18 protein-coding genes and 4 tRNA genes are annotated in these 24868 nt (G+C 60.4%); 19 read left to right on the top strand and 3 right to left on the bottom strand.

From position 1 onward, the window contains the following. Positions 1-4: 4 nt before the first annotated feature. The 10 genes from rffA (at position 5) to FJU30_RS21960 (ending at position 8066) form a co-directional block, all read left to right on the top strand. Positions 5-1135, top strand: coding sequence for a dTDP-4-amino-4,6-dideoxygalactose transaminase (rffA, locus tag FJU30_RS22005; RefSeq protein WP_150437118.1), 1131 nt, complete (start codon positions 5-7; stop codon positions 1133-1135). A 1-nt stretch (position 1136) separates the two neighbouring features. After that, the gene (gene wzxE, locus FJU30_RS22000) at positions 1137-2387 is read left to right on the top strand and encodes a lipid III flippase WzxE (RefSeq protein ID WP_150437117.1); all 1251 of its coding nucleotides are present in this window, start codon (positions 1137-1139) and stop codon (positions 2385-2387) included. Then, a complete protein-coding gene (locus FJU30_RS21995; RefSeq protein ID WP_150437116.1) occupies positions 2384-3469 on the top strand; it encodes a TDP-N-acetylfucosamine:lipid II N-acetylfucosaminyltransferase in 1086 nt (361 codons plus the stop codon). Before wzxE ends, FJU30_RS21995 begins: the two co-directional genes overlap by 4 nt. Beyond that, positions 3466-4866, top strand: coding sequence for an ECA oligosaccharide polymerase (gene wzyE, locus FJU30_RS21990; RefSeq protein WP_150437115.1), 1401 nt, complete (start codon positions 3466-3468; stop codon positions 4864-4866). Before FJU30_RS21995 ends, wzyE begins: the two co-directional genes overlap by 4 nt. Then, entirely contained in the window at positions 4863-5603 is a 741-nt protein-coding gene (gene wecG / locus FJU30_RS21985; protein ID WP_150437114.1) for a lipopolysaccharide N-acetylmannosaminouronosyltransferase, read from the top strand. Before wzyE ends, wecG begins: the two co-directional genes overlap by 4 nt. A gap of 488 nt (positions 5604-6091) precedes the next feature. Continuing rightward, entirely contained in the window at positions 6092-7480 is a 1389-nt protein-coding gene (gene thrP / locus FJU30_RS21980; RefSeq protein WP_150437113.1) for a bifunctional threonine/serine APC transporter ThrP, read from the top strand. 141 nt (positions 7481-7621) lie between these two features. Next, positions 7622-7698: transfer RNA gene (locus FJU30_RS21975), tRNA-Arg, on the top strand. Positions 7699-7785: 87 nt separating this feature from the next. Continuing rightward, positions 7786-7861 (top strand) — tRNA-His (locus tag FJU30_RS21970). A 19-nt stretch (positions 7862-7880) separates the two neighbouring features. Next, positions 7881-7967, top strand: a tRNA-Leu gene (locus FJU30_RS21965). Positions 7968-7989: 22 nt separating this feature from the next. After that, positions 7990-8066: transfer RNA gene (locus FJU30_RS21960), tRNA-Pro, on the top strand. 105 nt (positions 8067-8171) lie between these two features. On the opposite strand, the gene FJU30_RS21955 is transcribed toward FJU30_RS21960, so the two are convergent. After that, on the bottom strand, positions 8172-9827 hold the full coding sequence (locus tag FJU30_RS21955) for a rhodanese-like domain-containing protein (RefSeq protein WP_150437112.1): 1656 nt from the start codon (positions 9825-9827) through the stop codon (positions 8172-8174). A gap of 145 nt (positions 9828-9972) precedes the next feature. Next, positions 9973-10761, bottom strand: coding sequence for an amino acid ABC transporter ATP-binding protein (locus FJU30_RS21950; protein WP_150437111.1), 789 nt, complete (start codon positions 10759-10761; stop codon positions 9973-9975). 416 nt (positions 10762-11177) lie between these two features. Here FJU30_RS21950 and FJU30_RS21945 point away from each other — a divergent pair, with 416 nt between their 5' ends. The 7 genes from FJU30_RS21945 (at position 11178) to metC (ending at position 20856) form a co-directional block, all read left to right on the top strand. Then, positions 11178-12401 (top strand): aminotransferase-like domain-containing protein, encoded by a 1224-nt coding sequence (locus tag FJU30_RS21945; RefSeq protein WP_150437110.1) that lies wholly within the window; start codon positions 11178-11180, stop codon positions 12399-12401. Beyond that, positions 12398-13039, top strand: a complete 642-nt coding sequence (locus tag FJU30_RS21940) for a glutathione S-transferase family protein (RefSeq protein ID WP_150437109.1) — start codon at positions 12398-12400, stop codon at positions 13037-13039. Before FJU30_RS21945 ends, FJU30_RS21940 begins: the two co-directional genes overlap by 4 nt. A 441-nt stretch (positions 13040-13480) precedes the next feature. Next, complete coding sequence (locus tag FJU30_RS21935) at positions 13481-15601, top strand: hydantoinase/oxoprolinase family protein (protein ID WP_150437108.1); 2121 nt, start codon at positions 13481-13483, stop codon at positions 15599-15601. Beyond that, the gene (locus FJU30_RS21930) at positions 15598-17268 is read left to right on the top strand and encodes a hydantoinase B/oxoprolinase family protein (protein ID WP_150437107.1); all 1671 of its coding nucleotides are present in this window, start codon (positions 15598-15600) and stop codon (positions 17266-17268) included. Before FJU30_RS21935 ends, FJU30_RS21930 begins: the two co-directional genes overlap by 4 nt. Positions 17269-17273: 5 nt before the next feature. Then, positions 17274-18881 carry an ABC transporter substrate-binding protein gene (locus FJU30_RS21925; RefSeq protein WP_223881665.1) on the top strand — a complete coding sequence of 536 codons (1608 nt, stop codon included), beginning with the start codon at positions 17274-17276 and terminating at the stop codon, positions 18879-18881. A gap of 146 nt (positions 18882-19027) precedes the next feature. Further along, the gene (locus FJU30_RS21920) at positions 19028-19645 is read left to right on the top strand and encodes a cysteine dioxygenase family protein (protein ID WP_150437106.1); all 618 of its coding nucleotides are present in this window, start codon (positions 19028-19030) and stop codon (positions 19643-19645) included. A gap of 5 nt (positions 19646-19650) precedes the next feature. Continuing rightward, positions 19651-20856, top strand: a complete 1206-nt coding sequence (gene metC, locus FJU30_RS21915; protein ID WP_150437105.1) for a cystathionine beta-lyase — start codon at positions 19651-19653, stop codon at positions 20854-20856. Between the two features lie 7 nt (positions 20857-20863). Here the strand turns inward: metC and FJU30_RS21910 are convergent, their stop codons facing one another. Further along, positions 20864-22537: a rhodanese-like domain-containing protein gene (locus FJU30_RS21910; protein ID WP_150437104.1), complete on the bottom strand. Its 1674-nt coding sequence runs from the start codon at positions 22535-22537 to the stop codon at positions 20864-20866. A 606-nt stretch (positions 22538-23143) separates the two neighbouring features. On the opposite strand from FJU30_RS21910, the gene FJU30_RS21905 reads away from it, so the two are divergent. After that, positions 23144-23833, top strand: coding sequence for a DUF1847 domain-containing protein (locus tag FJU30_RS21905; RefSeq protein ID WP_150437103.1), 690 nt, complete (start codon positions 23144-23146; stop codon positions 23831-23833). 173 nt (positions 23834-24006) lie between these two features. After that, positions 24007-24858, top strand: a complete 852-nt coding sequence (locus tag FJU30_RS21900; RefSeq protein ID WP_150437102.1) for a transporter substrate-binding domain-containing protein — start codon at positions 24007-24009, stop codon at positions 24856-24858. The last annotated feature ends 10 nt before the right edge of the window (positions 24859-24868 follow it).

Below are 24868 nucleotides of genomic sequence, written 5' to 3'. Positions count from 1 at the left end.
ACAGATGATTCCGTTTAACGCACCCCCGATCGTCGGGACTGAACTTGACTATATGCAGGCGGCGATGAACAGCGGCAAGCTATGCGGCGACGGCGGCTTTACCCGCCGCTGCCAGCAGTGGCTGGAGCATCACACCGGCTGCAGGAAGGCGCTGTTGACGCCATCCTGCACCGCCTCGCTGGAAATGGCCGCCATCCTGCTGGATATTCAGCCCGGCGATGAAGTAATTATGCCGAGCTATACCTTCGTTTCCACCGCCAACGCGTTTGTGTTGCGCGGCGCGAAGATTGTCTTCGTCGATATTCGTCCCGATACGCTGAATATCGACGAAAGCAAGATCGAGGCGGCGATTACGGAAAAGACGCGGGCCATCGTACCGGTCCATTACGCCGGCGTCGCCTGCGAGATGGATACCATCATGGCGCTGGCGCAGAAACATCAGCTGTTTGTGGTGGAAGATGCCGCGCAGGGCGTGATGTCGAACTATAAGGGACGGGCGCTGGGTTCGATCGGCCACATCGGCTGCTTTAGTTTTCATGAAACAAAGAATTACACCGCCGGCGGCGAGGGCGGCGCCACGCTAATCAACGACGCCGCGCTGATCGAACGGGCGGAGATCGTGCGCGAAAAAGGCACCAACCGCAGTCAGTTCTTCCGCGGCCAGGTGGACAAATATACCTGGCGCGACATCGGCTCCAGTTATCTGATGGCCGATATTCAGGCGGCCTATTTATGGGCGCAGCTGGAGGCGGGCATCGCTATCAACCGGCGCCGACTGCAGCTGTGGCAGCGCTATTACGACGCTTTCCAGCCGCTGGCGCAGGCCGGCCGCATCACGCTGCCGCAGATGCCGGCGGAGTGCAGCCATAACGCCCACATGTTTTACATCAAACTGCGCGACATGGACGACCGCAACGCGTTCATCAGCTATATGAAGGAAGCCGAAATCCTGACGGTATTCCATTACATCCCGCTGCATAGCTGCCCCGCCGGCGAGCGCTTCGGCCGTTTTGTCGGGGAAGATCGCTATACCACTCAGGAAAGCGAGCGTCTGGTGCGCCTGCCGCTGTTTTACAACCTGGCGGATGTAAATCAGCGCACGGTGATTAACAGCGTACTGGGCTTTTTTATCTGATATGTCGTTGGCAAAAGCGTCTCTCTGGACGGCCGGTTCAACCCTGGTCAAAATCGCGGCCGGCCTGCTGGTGGTTAAACTGCTGGCGGTCTCGTTCGGCCCCGGCGGCGTCGGGATGGCGGGCAACTTTCGCCAGTTGATTACGGTGCTGGGCGTACTGGCCGGCGCCGGCATATTCAACGGCGTGACCAAATATGTGGCCGAATATCAGCACCAGCCCGAACAGCTGCGCGCGCTGTTGGGCACCTCGGCGGCGATGGTGCTCGTTTTTTCCACGCTGCTGGCGCTGATTTTCTTGCTGGCGGCGGGACCGATTGGCGTGGCGCTGTTCGGTCATGACGATTATCGGGATGTGATTCGGGCGTTGGCGTTTATCCAGATGGGTATCGCCGGCGCCAACCTGCTGCTGGCGATCCTGAAAGGCTACCGCGACGCGCTGGGCAATGCGCTGGCGATTGTCGTCGGCAGCCTGATTGGCGTGCTGGCCTATTACCTGTGCTTTTCTCTGGGCGGCTATCGCGGCGCGCTGGCCGGGCTGGCGCTGGTGCCGGCGCTGACGCTGCTGCCCGCCGGCTGGCTGGTGCTGCGGAGGATGCCTTTCCCGCGCGCGTATCTCCGGCTGTGCTGGGAACGCGCGATGGCCGGCCGGCTGGCGAAATTCACTCTGATGGCGCTGATGACCTCGGCCACGCTGCCGGTAGCCTACATTATGATGCGTAACCTGCTGGCGGCCCACTATAGCTGGGATGACGTGGGGATTTGGCAGGGCGTCAGCAGTATTTCCGACGCCTGGCTGCAATTTATTACCGCGTCATTCAGCGTCTGGCTGTTGCCGACGCTGTCGCGCCTGACCGACAAAAAAGCGATCGCGCAGGAGATCATGCGTTCGCTGCGCTTTGTCCTGCCGGCCGTCGCGGGCGTTGGGCTGCTGGTCTGGTTGCTGCGCGATGTCGCCATCTGGCTGCTGTTTTCCAGTCAGTTCACCGCCATGCGCGATCTGTTCGCCTGGCAACTGGTGGGGGATGTGTTCAAGGTCGGCGCGTATGTGTTCGGTTACCTGGTAATCGCCAAAGCGGCGCTGCGCTTTTATCTGTTGACCGAGGTTAGCCAGTTTCTGCTGTTGACCGGTTTTTCCCACTGGCTGATCCCGCAGCACGGCGCCCTGGGCGCGGCGCAGGCCTATATGGCGACCTACGTACTCTATTTTGCGCTGTGTTGCGGCGTTTTCATTCTTTATCGCAGGCGAGTATGACGACACTGATTCATGTTCTGGGTTCGGACATCCCGCACCATAACCAGACGGTACTGCGCTTTTTTAATGATCAACTGGCGCCCCGCTCGCCGGACGGCCGGGCCGGCCAGTTTATGGTGGCGGCGCGGGATACCGCAGCGCTGGGCGATTTCCCCGCGTTGACCGTCTCCTGTTGGCCGGATAAAAAAACGCTGGCGCAGGCGGTGATTGCGCGCGCGCGCGCCGATCGCGGCGCGCGCTTCTTCTTCCACGGCCAGTTCAACGTGACGATCTGGCTGGCGCTGCTGAGCGGTAAAATCCGTCCCTCCCAGGCCTGCTGGCATGTGTGGGGTGCGGATCTGTACGAGGATTCCGCCAGCTGGCGTTTCCGGCTGTTTTATCTGCTGCGCCGGCTGGCGCAGGGGCGGGTCGGGCACGTTTTCGCCACGCGCGGCGATCTGAGTCACTATCGGCTGCGTCACCCGGCCGTGCCGGCCTCGTTGCTCTATTTCCCCACGCGTATGAATCCCGAACTGAGCGCGATGCGGACCAGCCGGCCGGCGGCCGGGCCGATGACTATTCTGGTCGGCAACTCCGGCGACCGCACCAACCGACATATTGAGGCGCTGCAGGCGATACACCGCCAGTTCGGCGCCGACGTGCGGGTGATTGTGCCGATGGGCTACCCGGCCGGCAACGACGACTATATCCGCCGGGTGCGAGAAGCCGGATTGCGCTGGTTCAGCGTGAAAAATTTGCACATTCTGACGGAGCAACTGGCCTTCGACGATTATCTTAATCTGTTGCGCACCTGCGATCTGGGGTACTTTATCTTTAACCGCCAGCAGGGGATTGGCACCCTGTGTCTGCTGATTCAGTCTGGCGTGCCTTTTGTCCTCAGTCGGCAGAATCCGTTCTGGCAGGATGTCACGGAGCAGCAACTGCCGGTGTTGTTCTATGGCGATGAACTGAATGAGGCGCTGGTGCGTGAAGCGCAGCGCCAGCTGGCCAGCGTGGATAAACAGCGGATCGCGTTCTTTTATCCCGGTTATCTGGACGGCTGGCGGCGCGCGCTGACGCTGGCCGCGGAGGAGTCATTATGACGCCGGGTGAATTGGGCGGGCTGCTGGTCGTCTGGCTATGTTCGGTGGGTTTTATCCTGTCGCTGACGTGGCAGGCGTTCCGGCGCGTGCGTTTTAATTTTAACGTCCTGTTTTCTTTGCTGTATCTCCTGACTTTCTACTTCGGCTTTCCGTTTACCTGTCTGCTGGCGTTCGGATTCGGCGTGGAGACGCCGCCGGCGCCTTATTTGCTGCAGGCGATGCTGTCCGCCACCGTGTTCTACGCCGTTTATCACGTCAGCTACAAGACCCGTCTGCGTCGGCCGACGGCGTTTAACGCACCCGACGGGTTGAACATGAACCGGGTGGAAACCCACCTGACCTGGCTGTTGCTGGCGCTGGTGGCGCTGGGCACGGTGATGGTGTTCTTCCTGCATAACGGGTTTCTGCTGTTTAAGCTGCGCGCCTACAGCCAGATATTTTCCAGCGATGTTTCCGGCGTGGCCCTGAAGCGTTTCTTCTATTTTTTTATTCCGGCTATGCTGGTGGTCTATTTCCTGCAGCAAAGCTGGCGCGCCTGGCTGTTGTTTTTGCTCGCCACCACGGCGTTCGGCGTACTGACCTACATGATCGTCGGCGGTACGCGCGCCAATATCATCATTGCGTTTGCGCTGTTTCTGTTTATCGGCATTGTGCGCGGCTGGATCACGCTGTGGATGCTGATGGCGGCCGGCGCGCTGGGCGTGGTGGGCATGTTCTGGCTGGCGCTCAAACGCTACGGTCTGGACGTCAGCGGGGCCGAAGCCTTTTACACCTTTCTGTACCTGACGCGCGATACCTTCTCGCCGTGGGAAAATCTGGCGCTGCTGTGGCAGAACTACGACCAGATCGATTTTCAGGGACTGGCGCCGATTATACGCGATTTCTACGTATTTATTCCCGGCTGGCTGTGGCCGGAGCGGCCTAATCTGGTGCTGAACAGCGCCAACTACTTCACCTGGGAAGTGCTTAACAACCATTCCGGCCTGGCGATTTCGCCCACGCTGCTGGGGTCGCTGGTGGTGATGGGCGGCGTGCTGTTTATTCCGCTCGGCGCCGTCGTCGTCGGGCTGATCGTGAAGTGGTTTGACTGGCTGTACGAGCGCGGTAAAAATACGCGCAACCGCTACACGGCGGCCATTCTGCAGAGCTTTTGTTTCGGCGCGGTGTTCAACATCATTGTGCTGGCGCGCGAAGGGCTTGATGCGTTCGTGTCGCGGGTGGTGTTTTTTTGTCTGGTGTTCGGCCTGTGCCTGCTGCTGGCCAAATTGTTGTACTGGCTGCTGGACAGCGTCGGCCTGATCCGCCCGCGGCTGACCGGCGCGCCGCAGGAAAGCGGTTCCGCGCGTGCGTCGCAGACCGAGCCGACGCCGGGCCTGCCTTCAGGGATAACCGAATGAGTAAGCAAGAGACCATTCCGCAGTACGATATTCGCGGTTTCAGTATTCGGGGCTTTCGTCACCAGGCGCAGTTTATCGACTATTTGTTTGCCGGCGCGGCGGTAAAGCGCGGCGCGCTGGTCGCCATGAACGCGGAGAAGGTGTTGAGCGCGGAAAACGACGCGGCGCTGCGCGCGTTGCTCGACGCGGCGGAATACAAGTATGCGGACGGCATCAGCATTGTGCGCTCTATCCGGCGTAAATATCCGCAGGCGCAGGTGGCGCGCATCGCCGGCGCCGATCTGTGGGAAGCGCTGATGCAGCGGGCCGGGCAACTGGGGACGCCGGTGTTTTTGATCGGCGGCAAGCCCGAGGTGCTGGATCAAACCGCGGCGAAGCTGCGCGCGCAGTGGGGGGTGAACATTGTCGGCAGCCAGGACGGCTATTTCGCGGCGCCGCAGCGTCAGACGCTGTTTGAGCAGGTGTGGGACAGCGGGGCGCAGATCGTGACTGTCGCGCTCGGGTCGCCGCGCCAGGAAATACTGATCCGTGATTGTCGTCAGATCTATCCTGATGCGCTGTATATGGGCGTCGGCGGCACGTACGATGTGTTTACCGGCCACGTGAAGCGCGCGCCGCTGGCGTGGCAAAATCTGGGGCTGGAATGGCTGTATCGCCTGCTGGCGCAACCCGGCCGCATCACGCGGCAGATTCGCTTGTTAAAATATCTAGGCTGGCATTATTGCGGTCGTCTTTAGGGCGCGCCGCAGAGTAAAATTGCAACAAAATGCCGCACTCCGATGAAAAATCTTTTATCATTCCGCCCTGGGTTGAGTCCGGTATGCGTCGGCCCGGCAGCGATACAGCACGGTAGTTCCCCGCGCAGTATGTACTCCAGTTGATGCTTTTCCATCCGCTTTCGTGTGTCTTCACGCCTTAGTGCCTGGTTTTTTCGCTGCAGCCGCTGTTGCCGGGCAAGGGCGGCGCATACCCGATAAAACCGCGATACGAGGTTGCCGACAACGTCTTCTGCAGGTCTGGACCGTCGGGCCGCGCGCGCTGAGACTGACTGTGTCGGCGGCCTGACGCCGTTCATTTCCCGGGCTGCGGTCGCGTCGGGTTGCTTTCGTTCGCGCCGTCTGAGCCGTCAGGAATTCGTTCGTTTGCCGCTATTCCGCATAGCGGCGTTTATTGTTTATATCACCGGCGTTGCCGGAATGGCTATTAAGACAGGACAGAGGAATTTATGTCAGGAGAAAAGGAACAACAGAAGCTCCACCGGGGTCTCGAGGCGCGGCACATTGAGCTGATCGCGCTGGGCGGCACCATCGGCGTCGGACTGTTTATGGGCGCGGCCAGCGCGCTGAAGTGGGCCGGGCCGTCGGTTCTGCTGGCTTATATCGTCGCCGGGATTTTCGTCTTCTTTATTATGCGCTCAATGGGCGAAATGCTGTTTGTGGAGCCGGTGGCCGGTTCGTTCGCCGTCTACGCGCATAAATACATGGGACCGTTCTTCGGCTACCTGACGGCGTGGGGCTACTGGTTTATGTGGATGGCGGTCGGGATTTCCGAAATCACCGCGATTGGCGTGTACGTGCAGTACTGGTTCCCGGAACTGCCGCAGTGGATCCCGGCTATCGCCGCGGTTTCGCTGGTGGCGCTGGCCAACCTGGCCGCAGTGCGGCTGTATGGCGAGATCGAATTCTGGTTCGCGATGATTAAAATCACCACCATCGTGGCGATGATTGCGGTCGGCGCCGGAGTGATTTTCTTTGGTTTCGGCAACCATGGCCATGCGACCGGCTTCGCCAACCTGACGGCTCACGGCGGCTTTTTCGCCGGCGGCTGGAAGGGGCTGCTGTTCGCGCTGTGCCTGGTCGTGGCGTCCTACCAGGGCGTGGAGCTGGTGGGCATTACCGCCGGCGAAGCAAAAAATCCGCAGGTTACGCTCCGCCGCGCGATCAATAATATTCTGTGGCGCATCCTGATTTTTTACGTCGGGGCGATCCTGGTAATTATCACCATCTTTCCGTGGAATGAGATTGGCACCACCGGCAGTCCGTTTGTGCTGACCTTCGCTAAAATCGGCATCACCGCGGCGGCGGGCATTATTAACTTTGTGGTGCTGACGGCCGCGCTGTCGGGCTGTAACAGCGGCATGTACAGCTGCGGGCGAATGCTCTATTCGCTGGCCAACAACCGGCAACTGCCGGCCTGGATCGGTAAAGTGACCGCGCGCGGCGTGCCGGCGGCGGGGGTAATGGTATCCATTCTGTGTCTGATCGCCGGCTCTCTGCTCAACTACATTATTCCTCAGCCGGAAAAGGTGTTTGTCTATGTGTACAGCGCCAGCGTGCTGCCGGGTATGATTCCGTGGTTTGTGGTGTTGATTAGCCAACTGCGTTTTCGCGAGAAGCACCGCAAGGCGCTGGCCAGCCACCCGTTTAAGTCGATCCTGTTTCCCTGGGTGAATTATCTGACCATGGCTTTCCTGCTGTGCGTACTGGTCGGCATGTCTTTTAACAGCGATACGCGCATGTCGCTGACCGTCGGCGTGATCTTCCTTGCGGTGGTCAGCGGCATCTATATTGTGCTGGGGCTGGGTAAAAAGCAGGCTGAGAAAGCGTCGGCGTAGCGTTGGCCGGGGGTGGGGAGCGGAAGAATGGCTGTTTTCGCTGTTAAATGAGCAAAGCATAAGCAAACGCATCATTTCAGTAAAAAAGCACTAGACAGCCTTTCATTAAATCCGTACTATCCCCACCCGCAACGGCGCTATGCGCCCGTAGCTCAGCTGGATAGAGCGCTGCCCTCCGGAGGCAGAGGTCTCAGGTTCGAATCCTGTCGGGCGCACCATTAAGTTGTGTGCAAGAGCTGCGGTGGTACATTTACCCCGTAAGGAAGTACCGCGTCAACGTAGTGCAAGCTGTAAAGTGGTATATGGTGGCTATAGCTCAGTTGGTAGAGCCCTGGATTGTGATTCCAGTTGTCGTGGGTTCGAGTCCCATTAGCCACCCCAGATTTAAATTTGTGAGTATGCGAAGGTGGCGGAATTGGTAGACGCGCTAGCTTCAGGTGTTAGTGTCTTAACGGACGTGAGGGTTCAAGTCCCTCTCTTCGCACCACACAAATTAACAGATAGTATCACGGCGAGTAGCGCAGCTTGGTAGCGCAACTGGTTTGGGACCAGTGGGTCGGAGGTTCGAATCCTCTCTCGCCGACCATTATTACGCAATGTCCGCTGCGATCGCGGGCCGGGCGACAAGATACGATAGGCAGCGAGTTTTTATAACTCGCTGCTTTTTTTTTGCCTGCGATTTTGCTTTTCTTCACCGCGCTTGTGGTTTCGCCGTCTCTGCAGGGCGATTGCTCTGGCCGACGACCCGCCCGCTCCGGGGCAGCGGCTGGCCGGTAATCGCCGCCAGTTCCTTTTCATCCAACTGCTCCAGCAGCGCCTGCTCCCAGGCCAGATACTGACGGGCGGCCTCTTTGTTCCCTTGATGACGGTCGTGCGTAAAGAACAAAAAGTCGATGCGCTGGGCATCCGGCACCGGCGTTGCGGGGGCAAGCACAGGCAGCCCCGCGGCCTGCCAGGCATCGATACCGCCGGATAGTACGGATAGCGTCGGCGCGCGCGGCGACAGCTCGGCCCGCCATAGCGCCGCATCGTCGGGATGACTCGCCAGCAGGACCAGCCGGTTGACCGCCGACGGCAGGTCGTCGAGCAGGCGCTGCGCCAGCGGACGCGAACTCCAGCGCGCGCCGGGCAGCGTGGCGACGTTGAAATCCGCACTGGGGCGGATATCCACGATGCGCAGAGCCGGGTCGTGTCGTTGCGCATTGAGCTGCTCCGGGGTGACGACAGGCAGCGGCGCTAATGCAAAGGTCTCTTTACGCGGCCAGCCGGACAGCACGCGCAGTTCCTCCACCGGCTGCGCCAGCGTCGCGGCCTGAAAGCCCATCCGCTGCAGCCAACTGGCGATCACCGCGGCGCGTCCATCAGCATTATCCAGCAGAATGATTCTGGCCGGCCGCGCGGCGACCCAGCGATCGGTTTCCTGCAGCAGCTGGCCGCCGGGCGCATGTACGGCCCCCGCGACGCTGCCGGCGGCGAATTCTTCCGCGGTGCGGATATCAAACAGGTAAACGGGCGGCGTCGGGTCGCGCAGCCAGTTCTGCGCCTGCGCCGCGCTCAGAACAGGGATGGCAAAACGTTGGGCCAGCCGGGCGCCGTCCTGTCTGGCGGATTGCCGGTGGCTGGCGCTGACGTCGATGTCAAAACGCCGGTTATTGCCATGCTCAAGCGGCAGATCGGCTAAAAACCAGCCCTGGGTGCCGTTTTCCAGCGCATAGACCGGATTCGGCAGACCAAGGTCGCGCAGCGTCTGGGCGCCGATGATGCTGCGCGTGCGTCCGGCGCAGTGGATCACCACCGGCGTCGTCTGATCGTCGACCAGACTGCGCCAGCGTAACGTGAGCTCGCCGTTCGGGCAGCCGACGGAACCCGGAATGGACATGCGTTGATGCTCTTGCAGCGTGCGCCCGTCCAGCAGCGTGAACGGCAGGCCCTGCCGCTGCCAGGCATGTAAATCCTGCGCAGAAATATGGGGCGTGGCCGACTGCTGCTCCACCCATTCGCCGAAGGCTTTGGAGGGGACGTTGACGCCGGCGAACAGGCGATAACCGGCCGCCTGCCAGGCGTCGACGCCGCCGCGCAACGCCGCGACGCGGGTAAAGCCGATGTCCCGCAGACGGCGGACGGCGCGTTCGGCCAGCGCGTCGCCGTCGGCATACAGAACCACGCGCAGATCGACCGTCGGCAGCAGAGACCAGGCCCGGAGTTCGAGCCGGCTATAGGCGACCGGCGCGGCCAGCAACAGATGGCCCGCGCCGAACTGACCGGCTTCGCGCACGTCCAGCAGCGCCAGCGGCTCTCCGTCATGCTGCCAGGCTTTTAGCGTGGCGGCGTCTATCCATAGTGTCATACGATGATACTCTCCAGGCAGGAAACGGCGGCGGGCATAACCCATGCGCGCGCCGGCGATGAGCGGACATCCGTCGTGCCCGCAGGCAGTCGGATGTCCGCGCGATAACAGATGCAGACATGGTGGAAACTCGTCGCCCGAACTTTCAGCCGCTCAACGCGTTGATAAAGGCATGGGTGCGCAGATTCTGCGGATGCCGAAATACTTGTTCCGGCGTGCCCTGCTCCATAATGCGGCCGTGCTCGGTAAACACGACGCGATCGCTGACCTCCTGGGCGAAGCGCATTTCATGGGTGACCAGGATGCAGGTCATACCTTCGCCAATCAGCTCGCGGATCACCGCCAGCACTTCGCCGACGGTTTCCGGATCCAGCGCCGAGGTCACCTCATCGAACAGCACCAGTTCCGGGTCCATGGTCAGCGTTCGGGCGATGGCCACCCGCTGCTGCTGCCCGCCGGAGAGTTCGCCGGGGTAACTGTTGGCTTTGTTTTCCAGCCGCACGCGGGCCAGCAACGCCATGGCGCGCGCTTTCACCCGCTCTTTAGGCTGACGCAGAATACGGATGGGCGCAATCATCAGGTTTTCCAGCACCGTAAGGTGAGGGAAAAGATTGTATTGCTGGAAAACAAAACCAATGCGTTTACGCAGGGCGATGCGTTCGCTTTCATTTTTCAACTGATGTACGCCGGTATCGCCAATGAAAATCTCTCCCTGGTGCGGCGTGACCAATCCGTTGATGCAGCGCAGGATCGACGACTTGCCCGAACCCGAGGGGCCGATGATGGTCAGGGCTTCCCCCTGCGAGACCTGCAGATCGATGCCCTGCAGCACCGGGGTATTGCCCAGCGTCAGGTGGACATCATGAATTCGCACCAGGGGCCGGGCGGTGTTCGCCTGCGGTATGTCCTGGACAGTTAGCGGCATAGACACCATAAAGCAATCTCCTGTAGGTATTCCGACGGAACCGGGCGACCGGCCGTGCCGTGGCGGGCGGTATGAGGCAACGCGTGACGATAACGGCAGGTTATTCCCGGCGGCAAGTCCGGCGGCGGGCTGGCCTGCTCCCTCTGCGGACGAAATTAAAATCAAAAGACACCAGGCTAATTAAAAGAAAATAAAAGGTGAAAGCGAAATGCTTAATTCACCTTTTATTAGTCTTAAATTAAATATACCCGGCGTATCGGCATTATTGACCTGCGTCTCTAAATCCTTTCGCCGGCGCGCGTTCTCTTTAGCGCCGTCGCCCGACGTTATTCGGCAAGCGCAATTTAATAGCTTTTATATTTAGTTGTGAGAAAAATATCCATTGTTATAAGAACACATATTCGCAGCTATTCAGGAATAAAAACATGAGTACCGTATCGTTCGATCCCCGCTCGCTGTTTCGCACCGGTCTGCCCGATCCTGCGCCTGTCTGGCAGGGTATGGCGGAATTTACCTTTAACGCCGGGCATAATGCGCCGGAGCTGATTCCGCTGGAGGATCTGGTCGACGCGGCGCAGAGCGCCATCCGGCGCGAAGGGCGCAGCCTGGCGATTTACAATCAGGGCCACGGGCCGCAGGGCAACGAGAACCTGCGCCGTTTTGTCAGCCAGAAGCTGGCGACGCGCGGCATCACGGCGGATATCGACGATATTCTCATTACCTCCGGTTCCGGACCGGCGCTGGATTTGGTGAGTGATTTGCTGCTGACGCCGGGCGATACGGTACTGGTGGAAGCCTTCTCCTACGCCGGGGCGCTGCGCAAGTTGCGCGGACGCCAGGCGAATATCGTCGGCATACCGCTCGATGAAGAAGGAATACGCATCGATGCGCTGGAAACCATCCTCGAAAAGCTGGCGCAGCGCGGCGTGACGCCGAAGTTTATCTATACCATTCCGACCGTGCAGAATCCGACCGGCGCGATCCTCGGGCTGGCGCGGCGGCGTCAGCTGCTGGCGCTGGCCGCCCGTTACCGTACGCTGATTGTCGAAGATGAATGTTACGCCGATATCGTCTGGCCGGGCGATGAAACGCCGCCGGCGCTGTACGCGCTGAGCCCCGAGCAGGTGATTCACGTCAGTTCGTTTTCCAAAACGCTGGCCCCGGCGGTGCGCGTGGCCTATATCAGCGCGGCGCCGGCTATTTTGCGCCAGCTGGCGTCGCTGAAATCGGATGGCGGCACCGGCGCGCTCGATCAGATCATCATCGCCGAATATTTTTCCAACCACTTTGATGCGCATCTTAGCCGGCTGCGCGCGACTCTGGCGCGTAAGCTGGCGGTGCTGACGTCGGCGGTGCAGGAGGAACTGGGCGACAGCGTCAGGTTGTGGCTGCCGAAAGGCGGTATTTTTCTCTGGCTGGCGCTGCCGGAAGGGATAGACACGCGCACGCTGGTTGCGCCGGCGGCGGCCGTAGGCGTCGCCTTTAATCCCGGCCCGGACTGGGCGGTCGACGGCGACGCGGCGCAAAACTGGCTGCGCCTGTGTTTCGCACTGGAGAGCGAAGAGCAGATTCGTACGGGAATCGCCCGGCTGGCCGGCGTGCTGCGCCAGCATCCTCTGTTGGCCGATGCGCGGAAGGTCAGCGCATGATCGATCTCTACAGCTGGAACACGCCCAATGGGCGCAAAATTTCGATTCTGCTGGAAGAGCTGGCGCTGCCTTATCGGGTCCATCCTGTCGATATCGGCAAGGGCGAGCAGCACCGGCATACGTTTCGCGCGATCAGTCCCAACGGTAAAATTCCGGCGATTGTCGATAACGATAACGGTCTGGCGCTGATGGAATCCGGCGCCATTATGATTTATCTGGCGGATAAGGCCGGTCGTCTGCTCGCCCCGCACGGCGCCGGGCGCTATCGTACCCTGCAATGGCTAATGTGGCAGATGAGCGGTTTCGGTCCGATGCTCGGCCAGGCGCATCATTTTCTGCACTACTTTCCCGGCAAATCCGCTTATGGTGAGCAGCGTTATCACGCCGAAGCAGAACGATTGTACGGCGTGCTGAACCAGCACCTCGCCGGGCGCCAGACGGTGGAGGACGACTACTCGATTGCCGATATCGCGCTGTGGCCGTGGGTCGCCCGCTTTCACTACCATCGTATCGATTTGAACGCCTATCCCCATGTGCGCGACTGGTATTTGCGTCTGGCCGGCCGACCCGCCGTTCAGCGCGGCTATCAGGTGCCGGATTTCAGCGGCGATATTCCGCTGCCGGATACCGACGGCTAAATCCACGCCTCGCGCGTATCGTTTCTCTCCGTTATCCCGGCGGCGGCCGGGAAACGGTTACGCTGGCGTTCGCCTTGCCGTTTTATCACCGGTCGCGCTAAGCCATGCTCAAATATATTCCTGACAGAGCGAATGATTCCCACTCCGCCCGCACCCGATAAAGTTAATCAATTTGTTGGCATAGCTTAGCGAAAAAAAAGCCATGCGCTTAATGGATAAGCTAATTATAAAAAGTCAGTAGTCAGACGGGCGCAGATATTAGTAAATGGAAATCAAATAATGAAATTACTCAGGCTGTCCCTGTCATTTTTCATATTGTAGCGGAGTTGTTTCTTTCCCTTATCCCGTCACCTGACGTGACTATGCGGCCGGAATATTTCGGTCGCCGGGACGCTGCACGCTGAAATTTACCGGGTTATGACCATTTTTTAAGGAATTTGCATGTCTTTACCGGGCGAAATAAACGATAAACGCCGACTGGCGGTGGATGTCGGCGGCACCTTTACCGACGTTGTGCTGCTGGACGGCGATACACCTTTTACCACCAAAGTATTGACCACCATCGACTCCCCCGAGCGCGGCGTACTGGACGGCGCGCAGGAAGTCCTGCATCGGGCCGGCCGCACGCTGGCGGATGTCGATCTGGTTATTCTGGGCACGACGCTGGCGACCAACGCGCTGATCGAACGTAAGGGCGCGCGCACCGCGCTGATCACCACGCGTGGATTTCGCGATCTGGTCGAAATCGGCCTTGAGGACCGCTTTGCCCAGTACGACATCTTTCTGCATAAGCCGGCGCCGCTGGTGGCGCGGCGCTGGCGCTTCGGTATCGCCGAACGCATCGACGCTCAGGGGCGAGTCCTGCTGCCGCTGGATGAAGCGGCGGTGCATCAGCTGGCGCAGACGCTGAAGCAGCAGGAGATCGAAAGCGTCGCCATCGTCTATTTGCAGAGCTTCACTAATCCCGTTCACGAGCGGCGGACGGCGGAAATACTGCGTCAGCATCTGCCGGATCTGACCATCACGCTGTCCAGCGATGTCTGCCCGGAGATTCGAGAATACGAACGTTTGTCCACCGCCAGCGCCAACGCTTATGTGCAGCCGCTAATGTCGGGCTATCTGACGCGGCTGGAGCGGATTCTGTCCGACAGGGGGCTCAATGCGCCGCTGTTCTTAATGACCTCCGGCGGCGGGATCACCACGCTGGCCACCGGCATCAGCCAGCCGGTGCGGCTGGTCGAGTCCGGCCCGGCCGGCGGGGCGATCCTGGCGCGGCTGATCGGCGAGCAACTGCGGACGCCGAAGGTGCTGTCGTTCGATATGGGCGGCACGACCGCCAAAATTTGTTTTATCGACGACTATCAGCCGCAGATTTCGCGCAGTTTTGAATTCGGCCGCGTGCACCGCTACCAGAAGGGGTCCGGGCTGCCGGTCCGGATCCCGGTGATCGAAATGGTGGAAATCGGCGCCGGCGGGGGCTCGATCGCCCGTATCGATACGCTGGGTCGGGTGCAGGTCGGGCCCGATAGCGCCGGCTCACAGCCTGGCCCGGTGAGCTATGACCTCGGCGGAACGCAGGTCACCATCACCGACGCCAATGTGCAGCTCGGCGTGATCGATCCGGCGAGCTTCGCGCAGGGCAAGATTACGCTCAACCCCGGTCTGGCTGCCGAGGCGATCGAGCGGCAAATCGGCGCGCCGCTGGCGTTAAGCGCCGATCTGGCGGCGCAGGCGGTTACGGAAATCGTGGCGGAAAATATGGCCAACGCGGCGCGGGTGCATGCCACCGAGTTAGGCAAACAGGTAGAGAACTACACCCTGGTGGCTTTCGGCGGCGCCGCGCCGCTGCACGCCGCCCGGCTGGCCCGCAAGCTGGGCATCCGGCGCGTGGTGGTCCCGCGCTCCGCCGGCGTCGGTTCGGCGCTCGGCTTCCTGTCGGCGCCGATCGCCTACCAGGCGGTGCGCAGCTTCTATCAGCAACTGGAGGGGATTGATCATCAGGCCGTCGACCAGGTGCTTGGCGAGCTGGAGCGTCAGGCGCGCGATATCGTCCGCCAGGCCAGCGGCGAGGCGCCGCTGGCTCTGCAGCGTCTGGTTTATCTGCGCTATGCCGGTCAGGGACATGAGGTTCCGGTCAGTCTGCCGGACGGCCCGCTGACGGCCGATGCGGTCGGCGAGCTGCGGCGGCGCTTTACCGCCGTCTATCGCCAGCTGTACGGCCGCAGTCTGGATCACGTGGCCGTGGAAGCGATTAGCTGGACGGTTACGGTCAGTACGCTGAGCGCAGTGGTGGAGGGGCATCCGGCGAGCGCGCCGCGCAGCGTGCCGGCGCCGGAGGAGGGCGGCGCGCGGCGCGCGGTCTTGCTGGCGGATCGATCCGCGCCGGTGCCGGTGCCGGTTTTTGTCCGCAGCGAGCTGACGCCGCAGGTCGTTATCCGCGGACCGGCCCTGATTACCGAGGCGGAAACCACCACCGTGGTGGATGATGGTTTCATCGCCTGGCAGACGGCGCAGGGGCACCTGCTGCTGGAAGAAGAGAAAACCGAAGGAGCACGCGCATGAGTCTGAACGCTATTCAGTATCAGGTGATCTGGGATCGCCTGATTTCCGTGGTGGAAGAGCAGGCGCAGGTGTTGATCCGCACCGCCTTCGGCACCTCGACCCGTGAGGCGGGCGACCTGTCCGCCGGCGTATTTTTGCCGGACAGCCGCATGATCGCCCAGGCGGTCACCGGTACGCCGGGCCACGTTAACTCGATGGCCGAGTCGGTAAAACACTTTCTGCGCGAATTTCCGCTGTCCGATATGGCGCCGGGCGATGTGTTCCTGACCAACGACCCGTGGAAAGGCACCGGCCATTTATATGACATCACCATGGTGACGCCCGTCTTCCTGCGGGGAAAAAGCGTGGCGCTGTTCGCCTCGACCCTGCACGTTGTAGATATCGGCGGACTGGGGCCGGGCCCCGACGGTCACCAGATCTATCACGAGGGACTGTTCCTGCCGATTCTGCGCTTTATTCAGGCCGGCCGACTGGATCAGACGGTGCTGCGCATTATTAAGGCCAACGTGCGCGAACCCGAGCAGGTGGAGGGGGACGTGCTGGCGCTGGTGGCCTGTAATGACGTGGGCGCGCGCCGGCTCACCGCCATGCTGGACGAGTTCGCGCTCGACGATCTGCAGGCGGTGGGAGAACATATTCTGGCGCATTCGCGCGAAGCGATGCTGGCCGCGCTGCGTCAGTGGCCGGCGGGACGCTGGCAGTCGGAGATGTGGATCGACGGCTATGATGCGCCGATTTTGCTGCGCGCCGCACTGACCTTAAGCGAACAGGGCATTGAGATCGATTTCGACGGCACCTCGCCGTTTGTCGCGAAAGGGATAAATGTGGTCAAGGCCTATACCGACGCCTACAGCTCATTTGGCGTGCGCTGCCTGATTGGCGCCGACGTGCCGAACAATGCCGGCTCGCTGGAGGTCATTAAGGTCAGGGCGCCGGAAGGTTCGATCCTCAACGCGCCTTATCCGGCCGCGGTCACTTCGCGCCATATCATCGGGCAGATGCTGCCGGATGTCATCTTCGGTTGTCTGCGCCAGGCGAAAGCCAATGCGGTTCCGTCGGAAGGCGCTTCCTGCCTGTGGAATATCCAGCTGTCCGGCGGCCACGTTCTGCCCGGTTTCGACGCCGGCGACTTCCTGCGGCAGCCTCGTTTCTCCATCACCAGCTTCTCAACCGGCGGCACCGGCGCCCGGCCTGGCATCGACGGCCTGTCCACGACCTCCTACCCCAGCGGGGTGCGTAACGTCTCGCTGGAAATCCTGGAATCCATCAGCCCGGTGGTGTTCTGGCGTAAAGAATATCGTCCGGACTCTGGCGGTGCCGGGCGCTATCGCGGCGGCCTGGGGCAGGTGATTGAGCTCTCCCATGGCGGCGGGGCGCCGATGGCGCTGGGCGCCGCCTGGGATCGCATCACATTCCCGGCGCGCGGGGCGGACGGTGGAGGAAATGGCGCCAGCGGACGGGTCAGCCTGGGATCGGGACAGCCGCTGTCCGGCAAGGGGCATCAGACTATCCCGCCGGGCGAGCGCCTGGTGGTGGAAACGCCCGGCGGCGGCGGGCTGGGGGAACCCACTTCGCGCGATCCGGCGGCCCTTCGTCAGGATATTAACAATGAGTTAGTCAGCGCTGACGCTGCCCGTACGCTGTACGGCTACATCATTCAGGATTAATCGGTATGGGAGCTTTTATGTTGCGTTTTACCGCGTTTTGGCCCGCGACGGCGGCGATGTTTTTACTGTTGTTGACCAGCACCGGCCAGGCGGCGGATGTTCAACCGCAGCGTGGCGGCACGCTGACTTTGGTTCTTAACTATGAGCCGCCCGCGCTGATCGCGCTGACGACAGTCGCCACTCCGGCGCTGAGCGTCAGCGCAAAAGTGACCGAAGGGTTGCTCAGCTATGATTATGCGCTGAATCCTCAGCCCCAACTGGCCACCGCCTGGGAAATCAGCCCGGACGGCACCCGCTATACATTTCATTTGCGTAAAGGGGTGAAATGGCACGACGGTCAGGATTTCACCTCGGCCGATGTCGCATGGTCCATCGAGTTGCTGAAAAAAGTGCATCCGCGCGGTTCGAGTACCTTTGCCAATGTGACCGCCATCGAGACGCCGGACGCCAACACCGCGGTGATTGTGCTGTCGAAACCCGCGCCGTATTTGATCAAAGCATTTGCGGCGGCGGAGTCGCCCATTGTGCCCCGTCATCTGTATGAGGGAAAAGACGCGCTTACCAATCCGAACAATAGCGCGCCGATAGGCACCGGGCCCTATGTGTTCGATAAGTGGGTGCGCGGCAGTTATGTCCTGTATAAACGTAACCCGCATTACTGGGATCCGGCACGCCCTTATCTCGATCAACTGGTGGTGCGGTTTATTCCTGATGCCGCCGCGCGCTCGCTGGCGTTCGAAACCGGAGATGCCGAACTGGGCTACCGTTCGCCGGTGGCGTTGAGCGATATCGCGCGGCTGAAAGCGTTGCCGCAGTTGGGTTTTGAAACCAAAGGCAACAGCTATTCCTATAATGTGACTTCGTTGCAGTTCAATCTGGACGATCAACATTTCCGCGATCTGCGCGTCAGGCAGGCGGTGGCGCACGCCATTAATCGCAATGTCATTTTGCAGGTAGCCTACCTGGGGTTCGGTAAAGTGAGCACTTCCCCGATTGCTCCCGGTATCGCGGAATATCACGACGCCGCGCCTTCGCCCTATGCCTTCGATATTAAACAGGCCAACGCGCTGCTGGACGAGGCCGGCTATCCACGCGGCGCCAACGGCGTGCGTTTCAACGTGACGCTCGACTATAACCCGATAGCGGAAGATCTGCGCAAAACGGCGGAATATATTCGTTCCGCGCTGGCCAAAATCGGGATTGGCGTCACGCTGCGCTCGCAGGATCTGTCCGCCTTTGTTCGCCGGGTGTATACCGACCGGGATTTTGCCTTCACCGTTAACGGGCACAGTAATTTGTTCGACCCGACCGTCGGCGTGCAGCGCATCTACTGGTCCAAAAATTTCCGCAAGGGCGTGCCGTTCTCGAACGCCTCGCACTATCACAACCCCGAGGTGGATCAACTGCTGGAGGCGGCGCAGATCGAAAACGATCCGGCGCGGCGCGCGCAGCAATTTCTGCGCTTCCAGCGGATTGTCGGACAGGAATTACCGGATATCAGCCTGGTTTCGCCCGAATTTATCACGATCTACAACCGCAGGGTGAATGACCATTCGGTCACGGCGGATGGCGTGGAAGGCAATCTGGCCGATGTGTGGTTGTCTAAACCCTAATCGCCGGCAGAGCCTGCGGCTCTGCCTTTTCAGGCTGCGGGCGGGACGGTTTCCCGCTTGCCTCTCCCGGCTCTGTCGTGTAGCGGGCGGGGCATGGGATCGCCGCCGGCCTGCAGACATATAACAATAGCAACAGGAGAAAGACCATGGCATCTGCAGAAACAATCGTTACCCGGCGTCAGCAAGCGGTTACCGCCGCGTTAACCGATATCCGCGCTATTCTGGCGCAGGGCGAGCTGTCGCGCGCCATCCTGGACCAGGTGACCCGTCGTCTGGCGCAGCTCGCCGGGCAGCACGAACTCTTCGATATTGAGGATTTCCCGCCGCCGTCGGAAGCGGTGGAATCTTCCACGCGTTACCGCCTGAATAGTCAGGATGGCGATAATGATTTGGCGCTGTACCTCAATTCGCTGCTGCCCGGCAAGAGCACATTGCCGCATGACCATACCACCTGGGCTGCGATCGCCGCCGTTGACGGCGAAGAGCTGAACCGTATTTATCAGCGTTTTGATGACGGCAGCCAGCCCGATCGGGCCGATCTGCGCCTGCTGCGCGAAGTCGTGGTGCAGCCCGGTGAGCCGCTGGCTTTTCTGCCGGACGATATTCACAGCATTCATGTCACCGGCACGCGGCCGACCCGCCATTTACACCTGTATGGTCAGCCGCTGGAAACGCTGGTGCGGCGGGTGGCTATCGATCCGGTGACCGGTAAGGTGACCAATTACAATGCGACGCAAATGAAACCCTCAGAAAATCGGGCGTAAAGCGGATGAACAAAAAAGTACAATTGCGGCCGGATACGCAACTGGTGCACGGCGGCGCGCCTAAGCTGGCCGTTCCCGGCGCCGGACCGATCAATGTTCCGGTGGTGCGCACCAGCACCGTGCGTTTTGATAGCGTCGACACGCTGGCGCGCTATTCTCAGCGCCGTCAGGACGGCGAGCGGATCGCCAGCTACGGTCGCCACGGGCTGGAAACTCACCAGGCGCTGGAGGAGGCGGTTACGCAACTGGAGGGCGGCTATCGCTCATGGTTGACGCCCTCCGGGCTGTCGGCCATTGCGCTGGTGTTTATCGCGCTGTGCGAGCCCGGCGACCACGTGCTGGTTGCCGATAGCGTCTATTCGCCGGTGCGGATGCTCGATCGTACCTTGCTGGCGCGCTACGGCGTGACGCTGGACTATTTTTCGCCGGAACGGGATGACCTGCGCACGCTGATCCGGCCCAATACACGCCTGCTTTATCTGGAGTCGCCCGGTTCGCTGCTGTTCGAGGTGACGGACTTCCCGGCTCTCGCGGCGCTGGCGCGTGAACAAGGCGTACTGGTGGTCTCCGACAACACCTGGAGCAGCGGCTATTTCTTCCAGCCGCTGCGGCATGGCGCTGATGTGACGCTGCAGGCGGCCACCAAATATCTGGCGGGCCATTCGGATGTAATGCAGGGCGTGGTTACGGTCAATGACGCGCAGCTGGCGGCCCGTATCGGCGCCGGCCACGATGCCTTAGGGCTGACGGTGGGCGCGGATGACGCTTATCTGACGCTGCGCGGCATACGTACGCTGGGCGTGCGTATGCGCCAGCATCAAAGCAATGCGCTGCGTATCGCCGCGCATTTACAGCAGCATGCCGAGGTCAGCCGGGTGTTTTACCCGGCGCTGCCTGACCATCCGGGCCATCGGCTGTGGCAGCGGGATTTCACCGGCGCCAACGGGCTGCTGTCGTTCGCTTTCCGTCGCGCCGATGCGCGCTTCGCCGCCGATTTTGTGGACGCGCTGACGCTGTTCGCCATTGGCGCCTCCTGGGGCGGCTATGAGAGTCTGGCGCTGATTGCCGCGCCTTCCCGTCTGGCCGAACATTCGTCCTGGCATGACGCGCGCCTGCCGGTGGTGAGGCTGCATGTGGGGCTGGAGGACTGGCAGGACCTGGCGCAGGACATTGATGCGGCGTTTCGCCAGGCCGGCGGCGAAACGCCGTAAACCCGCTTTAGCGCGGGTATGCGTTTACGGTCGACTGCTGTTGCTCTTCCTGCTGCGGCAGGTTAAAGCGTAGCTCGCCGCCTGGACGCCCCAACTGCCGCACCAGGCCGATTTCCCACTCCAGATAGTTGCGGAATAAGCGATTGCGCCGTACCGGATCGCTGACGCTGTAGCCGTTGCGCTGCCGGTCTTCTTCCCCGGTCAGAATATCCTCATCGCCGCCGACGGTCGGCAGGCCGGCGGCGAACCACGCCTGGTTGCCGCCGCTCAGCGCCGCAGCGTTAAACGCGTAGCTCTGCAGCGCGCTGGCGATCAGGCGGGCAAGAACGCCATCCTTCGAAGTTAACACCCACTGTTGCGGAGCGTCTGCCGCCGCCAGCCGCGGCAGCCATTCGAGCAGGCGATGCGGGGCGATAAAGCGCGCGCCGGCGATATGACGGCGAATGAAGTGCAGACTGTTATCCACATCGATGACCTGAGCCGCCTGACGTTCCAGCAGAGGCTGCAACTGCTGCGGCGTAATTTCCGGCGCCGGCGTCAGCGCGGCATCTTGCAGTATGCGGGGCGTTGACGGCCCTTGTTCCAGTTCGGCGTCCGGCGCAGGTTGGTACAGATAGACCTCAAATCCGCCCAGTCTCTGCAGCCACACGGCGGTATGCCGGGCGCGCACGCCGTCCCAGTCCGCCAGCACAATGCGCGCGCCGCGCACGGCGGCGAAATGGTCGGTCGCCTGTACCAGCTGGCCGCCCGGCGCCCAGCGAAAACCGGGCAGGTGGCCGGCCTGATACTCGTCGTGCGTGCGGGTATCGAACTGATACAGCGTACGCGCGGGGTTGACGCGCAGCGCGGCCAGCGCGGACGCATCAAGGATCGTCAGGCCGGCCTGCTGCGTCAGCTGATGCGCTTGCTCGCGGGCGGCGCTAAGGTGTTGGGCGCCGGGTTGAGGCAGCCTGGTCCGCCGCCCTTTATTTAGCGGCTGGTCAGCCAGTAGCCAGGCCATGGTGCCGTTGGTTAATGCCGCCACCCGGTTCGGCAGGCCGGCGTCGATCAGGGTCTGCGCGCCGATAATACTGCGCGTGCGTCCGGCGCAGTTCACCACCACCAGCGTTTCCGGATCGGGCGCCAGCTCGCGGATACGGTAGGGCAGCTCGCCATTGGGAACATTGTGGGCGCCGGGCAGGCTGAAATTGTCGAACTCTTCCGGCGTCCGGCCATCGACAATCACCAATTTTTCGCCATTCGCCTGGCGCTGGCGCAATTCTTCTACCGTTATGTTTGGCGTATGCGCCTGTATCTCAACGACTTCACCCAGCGCTTTGCTGGGGACGTTTTCATCAATAAAGATTTCCAGCCCGGCCTGCCGCCAGGCCTGGGTGCCGCCGCTCAGCAGCGCAAGATTGCGGTAGCCAAGGTTGATCAGGCGGCTGGCGGCTTGTTCCAGCAGCGAGCCGTCCTCGTCGGTCAACACGATGCGCGTGGAAAGGCGCGGCACCAGATCGCCGATCAGCAGGTTCAGTCGCCACAGCGGCGCATTGGCGGCCAGCAGCAGGTGCCCGCGGGTATATAAACCATGCTCTCTGACGTCGAGCAGGGCTATTTCCGCTGTTGCATTCAATTCTTCCTGCAATTGCCGGGGCGTCAGCGCCTGTGGTTGAAGTCGGTAGAGGGTGGATGTGGACATCGGGGATTCCTTTTACGTAGATTGCGTCTCAGATTATTATCGACCGGGTGAACGGGTTATTTTTTCTGGTCTCAGGACATCGGCTCAGCCGACTGAAACCCGTCGGCGATAGCGGACAGCGCGGCAATAATAGATGTTGTTTTAATGTCATTAATTCTTAGCTAAACGGTAAACCGTAGCGCTATCTTCCGCATGGATAAAGGAATGAGTCAAACGACAATATCAGATATTCAAAGCGTATTTTGTGTATATACACATAAACATAAATAATACGAACGGCAGGAAGATCAGCCAGCGGCCGGTTTTCGGTGAAAGACCGGATGTTTCTCATTAATCCCGATACCTTTACTCAGGTAAGCGATTCGGGGCAGGCTGCGCCCCTGCGGCGTGAACGACGATGAGTATTAGAATTATTCGGCATACTTAATTCCATATAATACTATCGCCGTTTTATTTATCGCTTCTTTTCGCCCTGCGTCTGAAAATATCCCGTGTTTATTTGATTGCCATATTTAGACTATCGAAATGCAGAATCGTTGGTTTTCAGAACGACGTTTCCCCTTTACTTTATAGGGAAACTTACGCCATGTCTTATGGAGTTGTCTGGTGGCCAATAAATTTAGCTGTACAGAATGTAATTTTCTCAATTGTTATCGTCATGATAATGAATTCCCGAGAAAATGTCTGACTACGGCGCCGAAGAGCGACGACCTGCTGCAGGACAGTCTGGCCAGGTACGCCGGCGATCCGCTGGTGACGAAGATTATGCATGCCTCCGCCGAGGTGGAGGGCCAATATTACGGCCAGCTGACGCGCGTGGAGGAGATCATTGTCTTCGCCAAAAAAATCGGCGCGCGTAAAATCGGCATCGCCTCGTGCGCCGGCCTGATTCAGGAAAACAGGGTCTTTGCCGACATCCTGCGCGCTAACGGTCTGCAGGCCTTTGGCGTGTTATGTAAAGTCGGCGCGCAGGATAAGTGCAATGTGGGAATTGCGGATCGGGATAAGATTCAGCCGGGTCAGTATGAAGCCATGTGCAATCCCATCATGCAGGCGGAATTATGCAATAAGGAAAATACGGACTTGAACGTTATTAGCGGGCTGTGCGTAGGTCATGACTCGTTATTTATTAAACATTCCGCGGCGCCCGTCACCTACCTGATTGTCAAAGACAGAGTGCTGGCGCATAACCCTATCGGCGCGTTAAATACCAGCCACTCTTATTATAAACGGCTGACCGAGGGGGTCAGGCTGAATGAGGACGATCGGGCGCTGGCAATAAAGCAGACGGAGTGATTTTTTATCGGCTGACCGCGCGGCGTGTTTATATTTTTCGATGAATTAGCTATTCGTCGCTTGGTTTTCAGAAAAACTCTGACTATCTATAGCATAAATAATGATTTCACAGCGTATGGGAATCGGTGAAATATCTTTTCTCTGTTGAATATAATGGATAATGAGCACACTCGATGGATAATAATAAATATCGTCAGAAAACGGCGTGGCGGAAATGGTTTATCCCGCTGGCGCTGGTCGCGTTATTACCGGTGGGCGTTCAGGCCGACGCTACGCTGGATAAAATCAAATCCCGCGGCAAGGTGGCTATCGGCGTGATGATCAACGGCGGGGATTTTGGCTCGATTGACCCCGTCACCAAACAGATGACCGGCTGGAACCCGGAGCTGGCGCGCCGTCTGGCCAGCGATCTGGGCGTTGAGGTAGAGCTGGTGCCGGTGCAAACCGCGACCCGCGCCCAGTTTCTGATCGCCGGTAAGGTGGACTTGCTGATTGCCTCTATGGAGCTAAATGCGGAACGGGCGCAGAGTCTGGGCTATGCGCCGACGCCGTTTTATCGCGTCGGCGGCACCGCGCTGACGCTGCGCAACAGCGGCATCGCCCGCTGGGAGGATTTACGCGGTAAAAACGTCTGCGTTTCCCAGGGCAGCAGCTTCACCCGCCCGCTGGCGGCCGACTACGACGCGCTGCCTAAAGGCTACAAGAGCTCCTCCGACTCGCTGCTGGCGCTGAAAGGCGGGCAATGCGTGGCGGCGGTGCACGATTCTACGCTGCTGCAGCCTCTGGTGCGCAAGGGCGGCGAATGGGCCGATTATCACGCCCCGATCGCGAATGAGATCCTGCCGGCGGATTCAGTGGTCTGGACGCGCAAAGGCGAGGCCGACACCATCGCCGCCGTCGATCGGGTGGTGCAGGGCTGGCACCGCAGCGGATGGCTGATCGAAACGGAAAGCCGGTTGGGTATAACGCCGCCGCAGCCCGCGCTGCAGGAGCTGCATACAAAATTCAGCGCCACGAACGGCTGACGGACATAAG

The organism is Affinibrenneria salicis (assembly GCF_008710095.1).
This window is presented reverse-complemented; position numbering and strand designations above follow the sequence as displayed.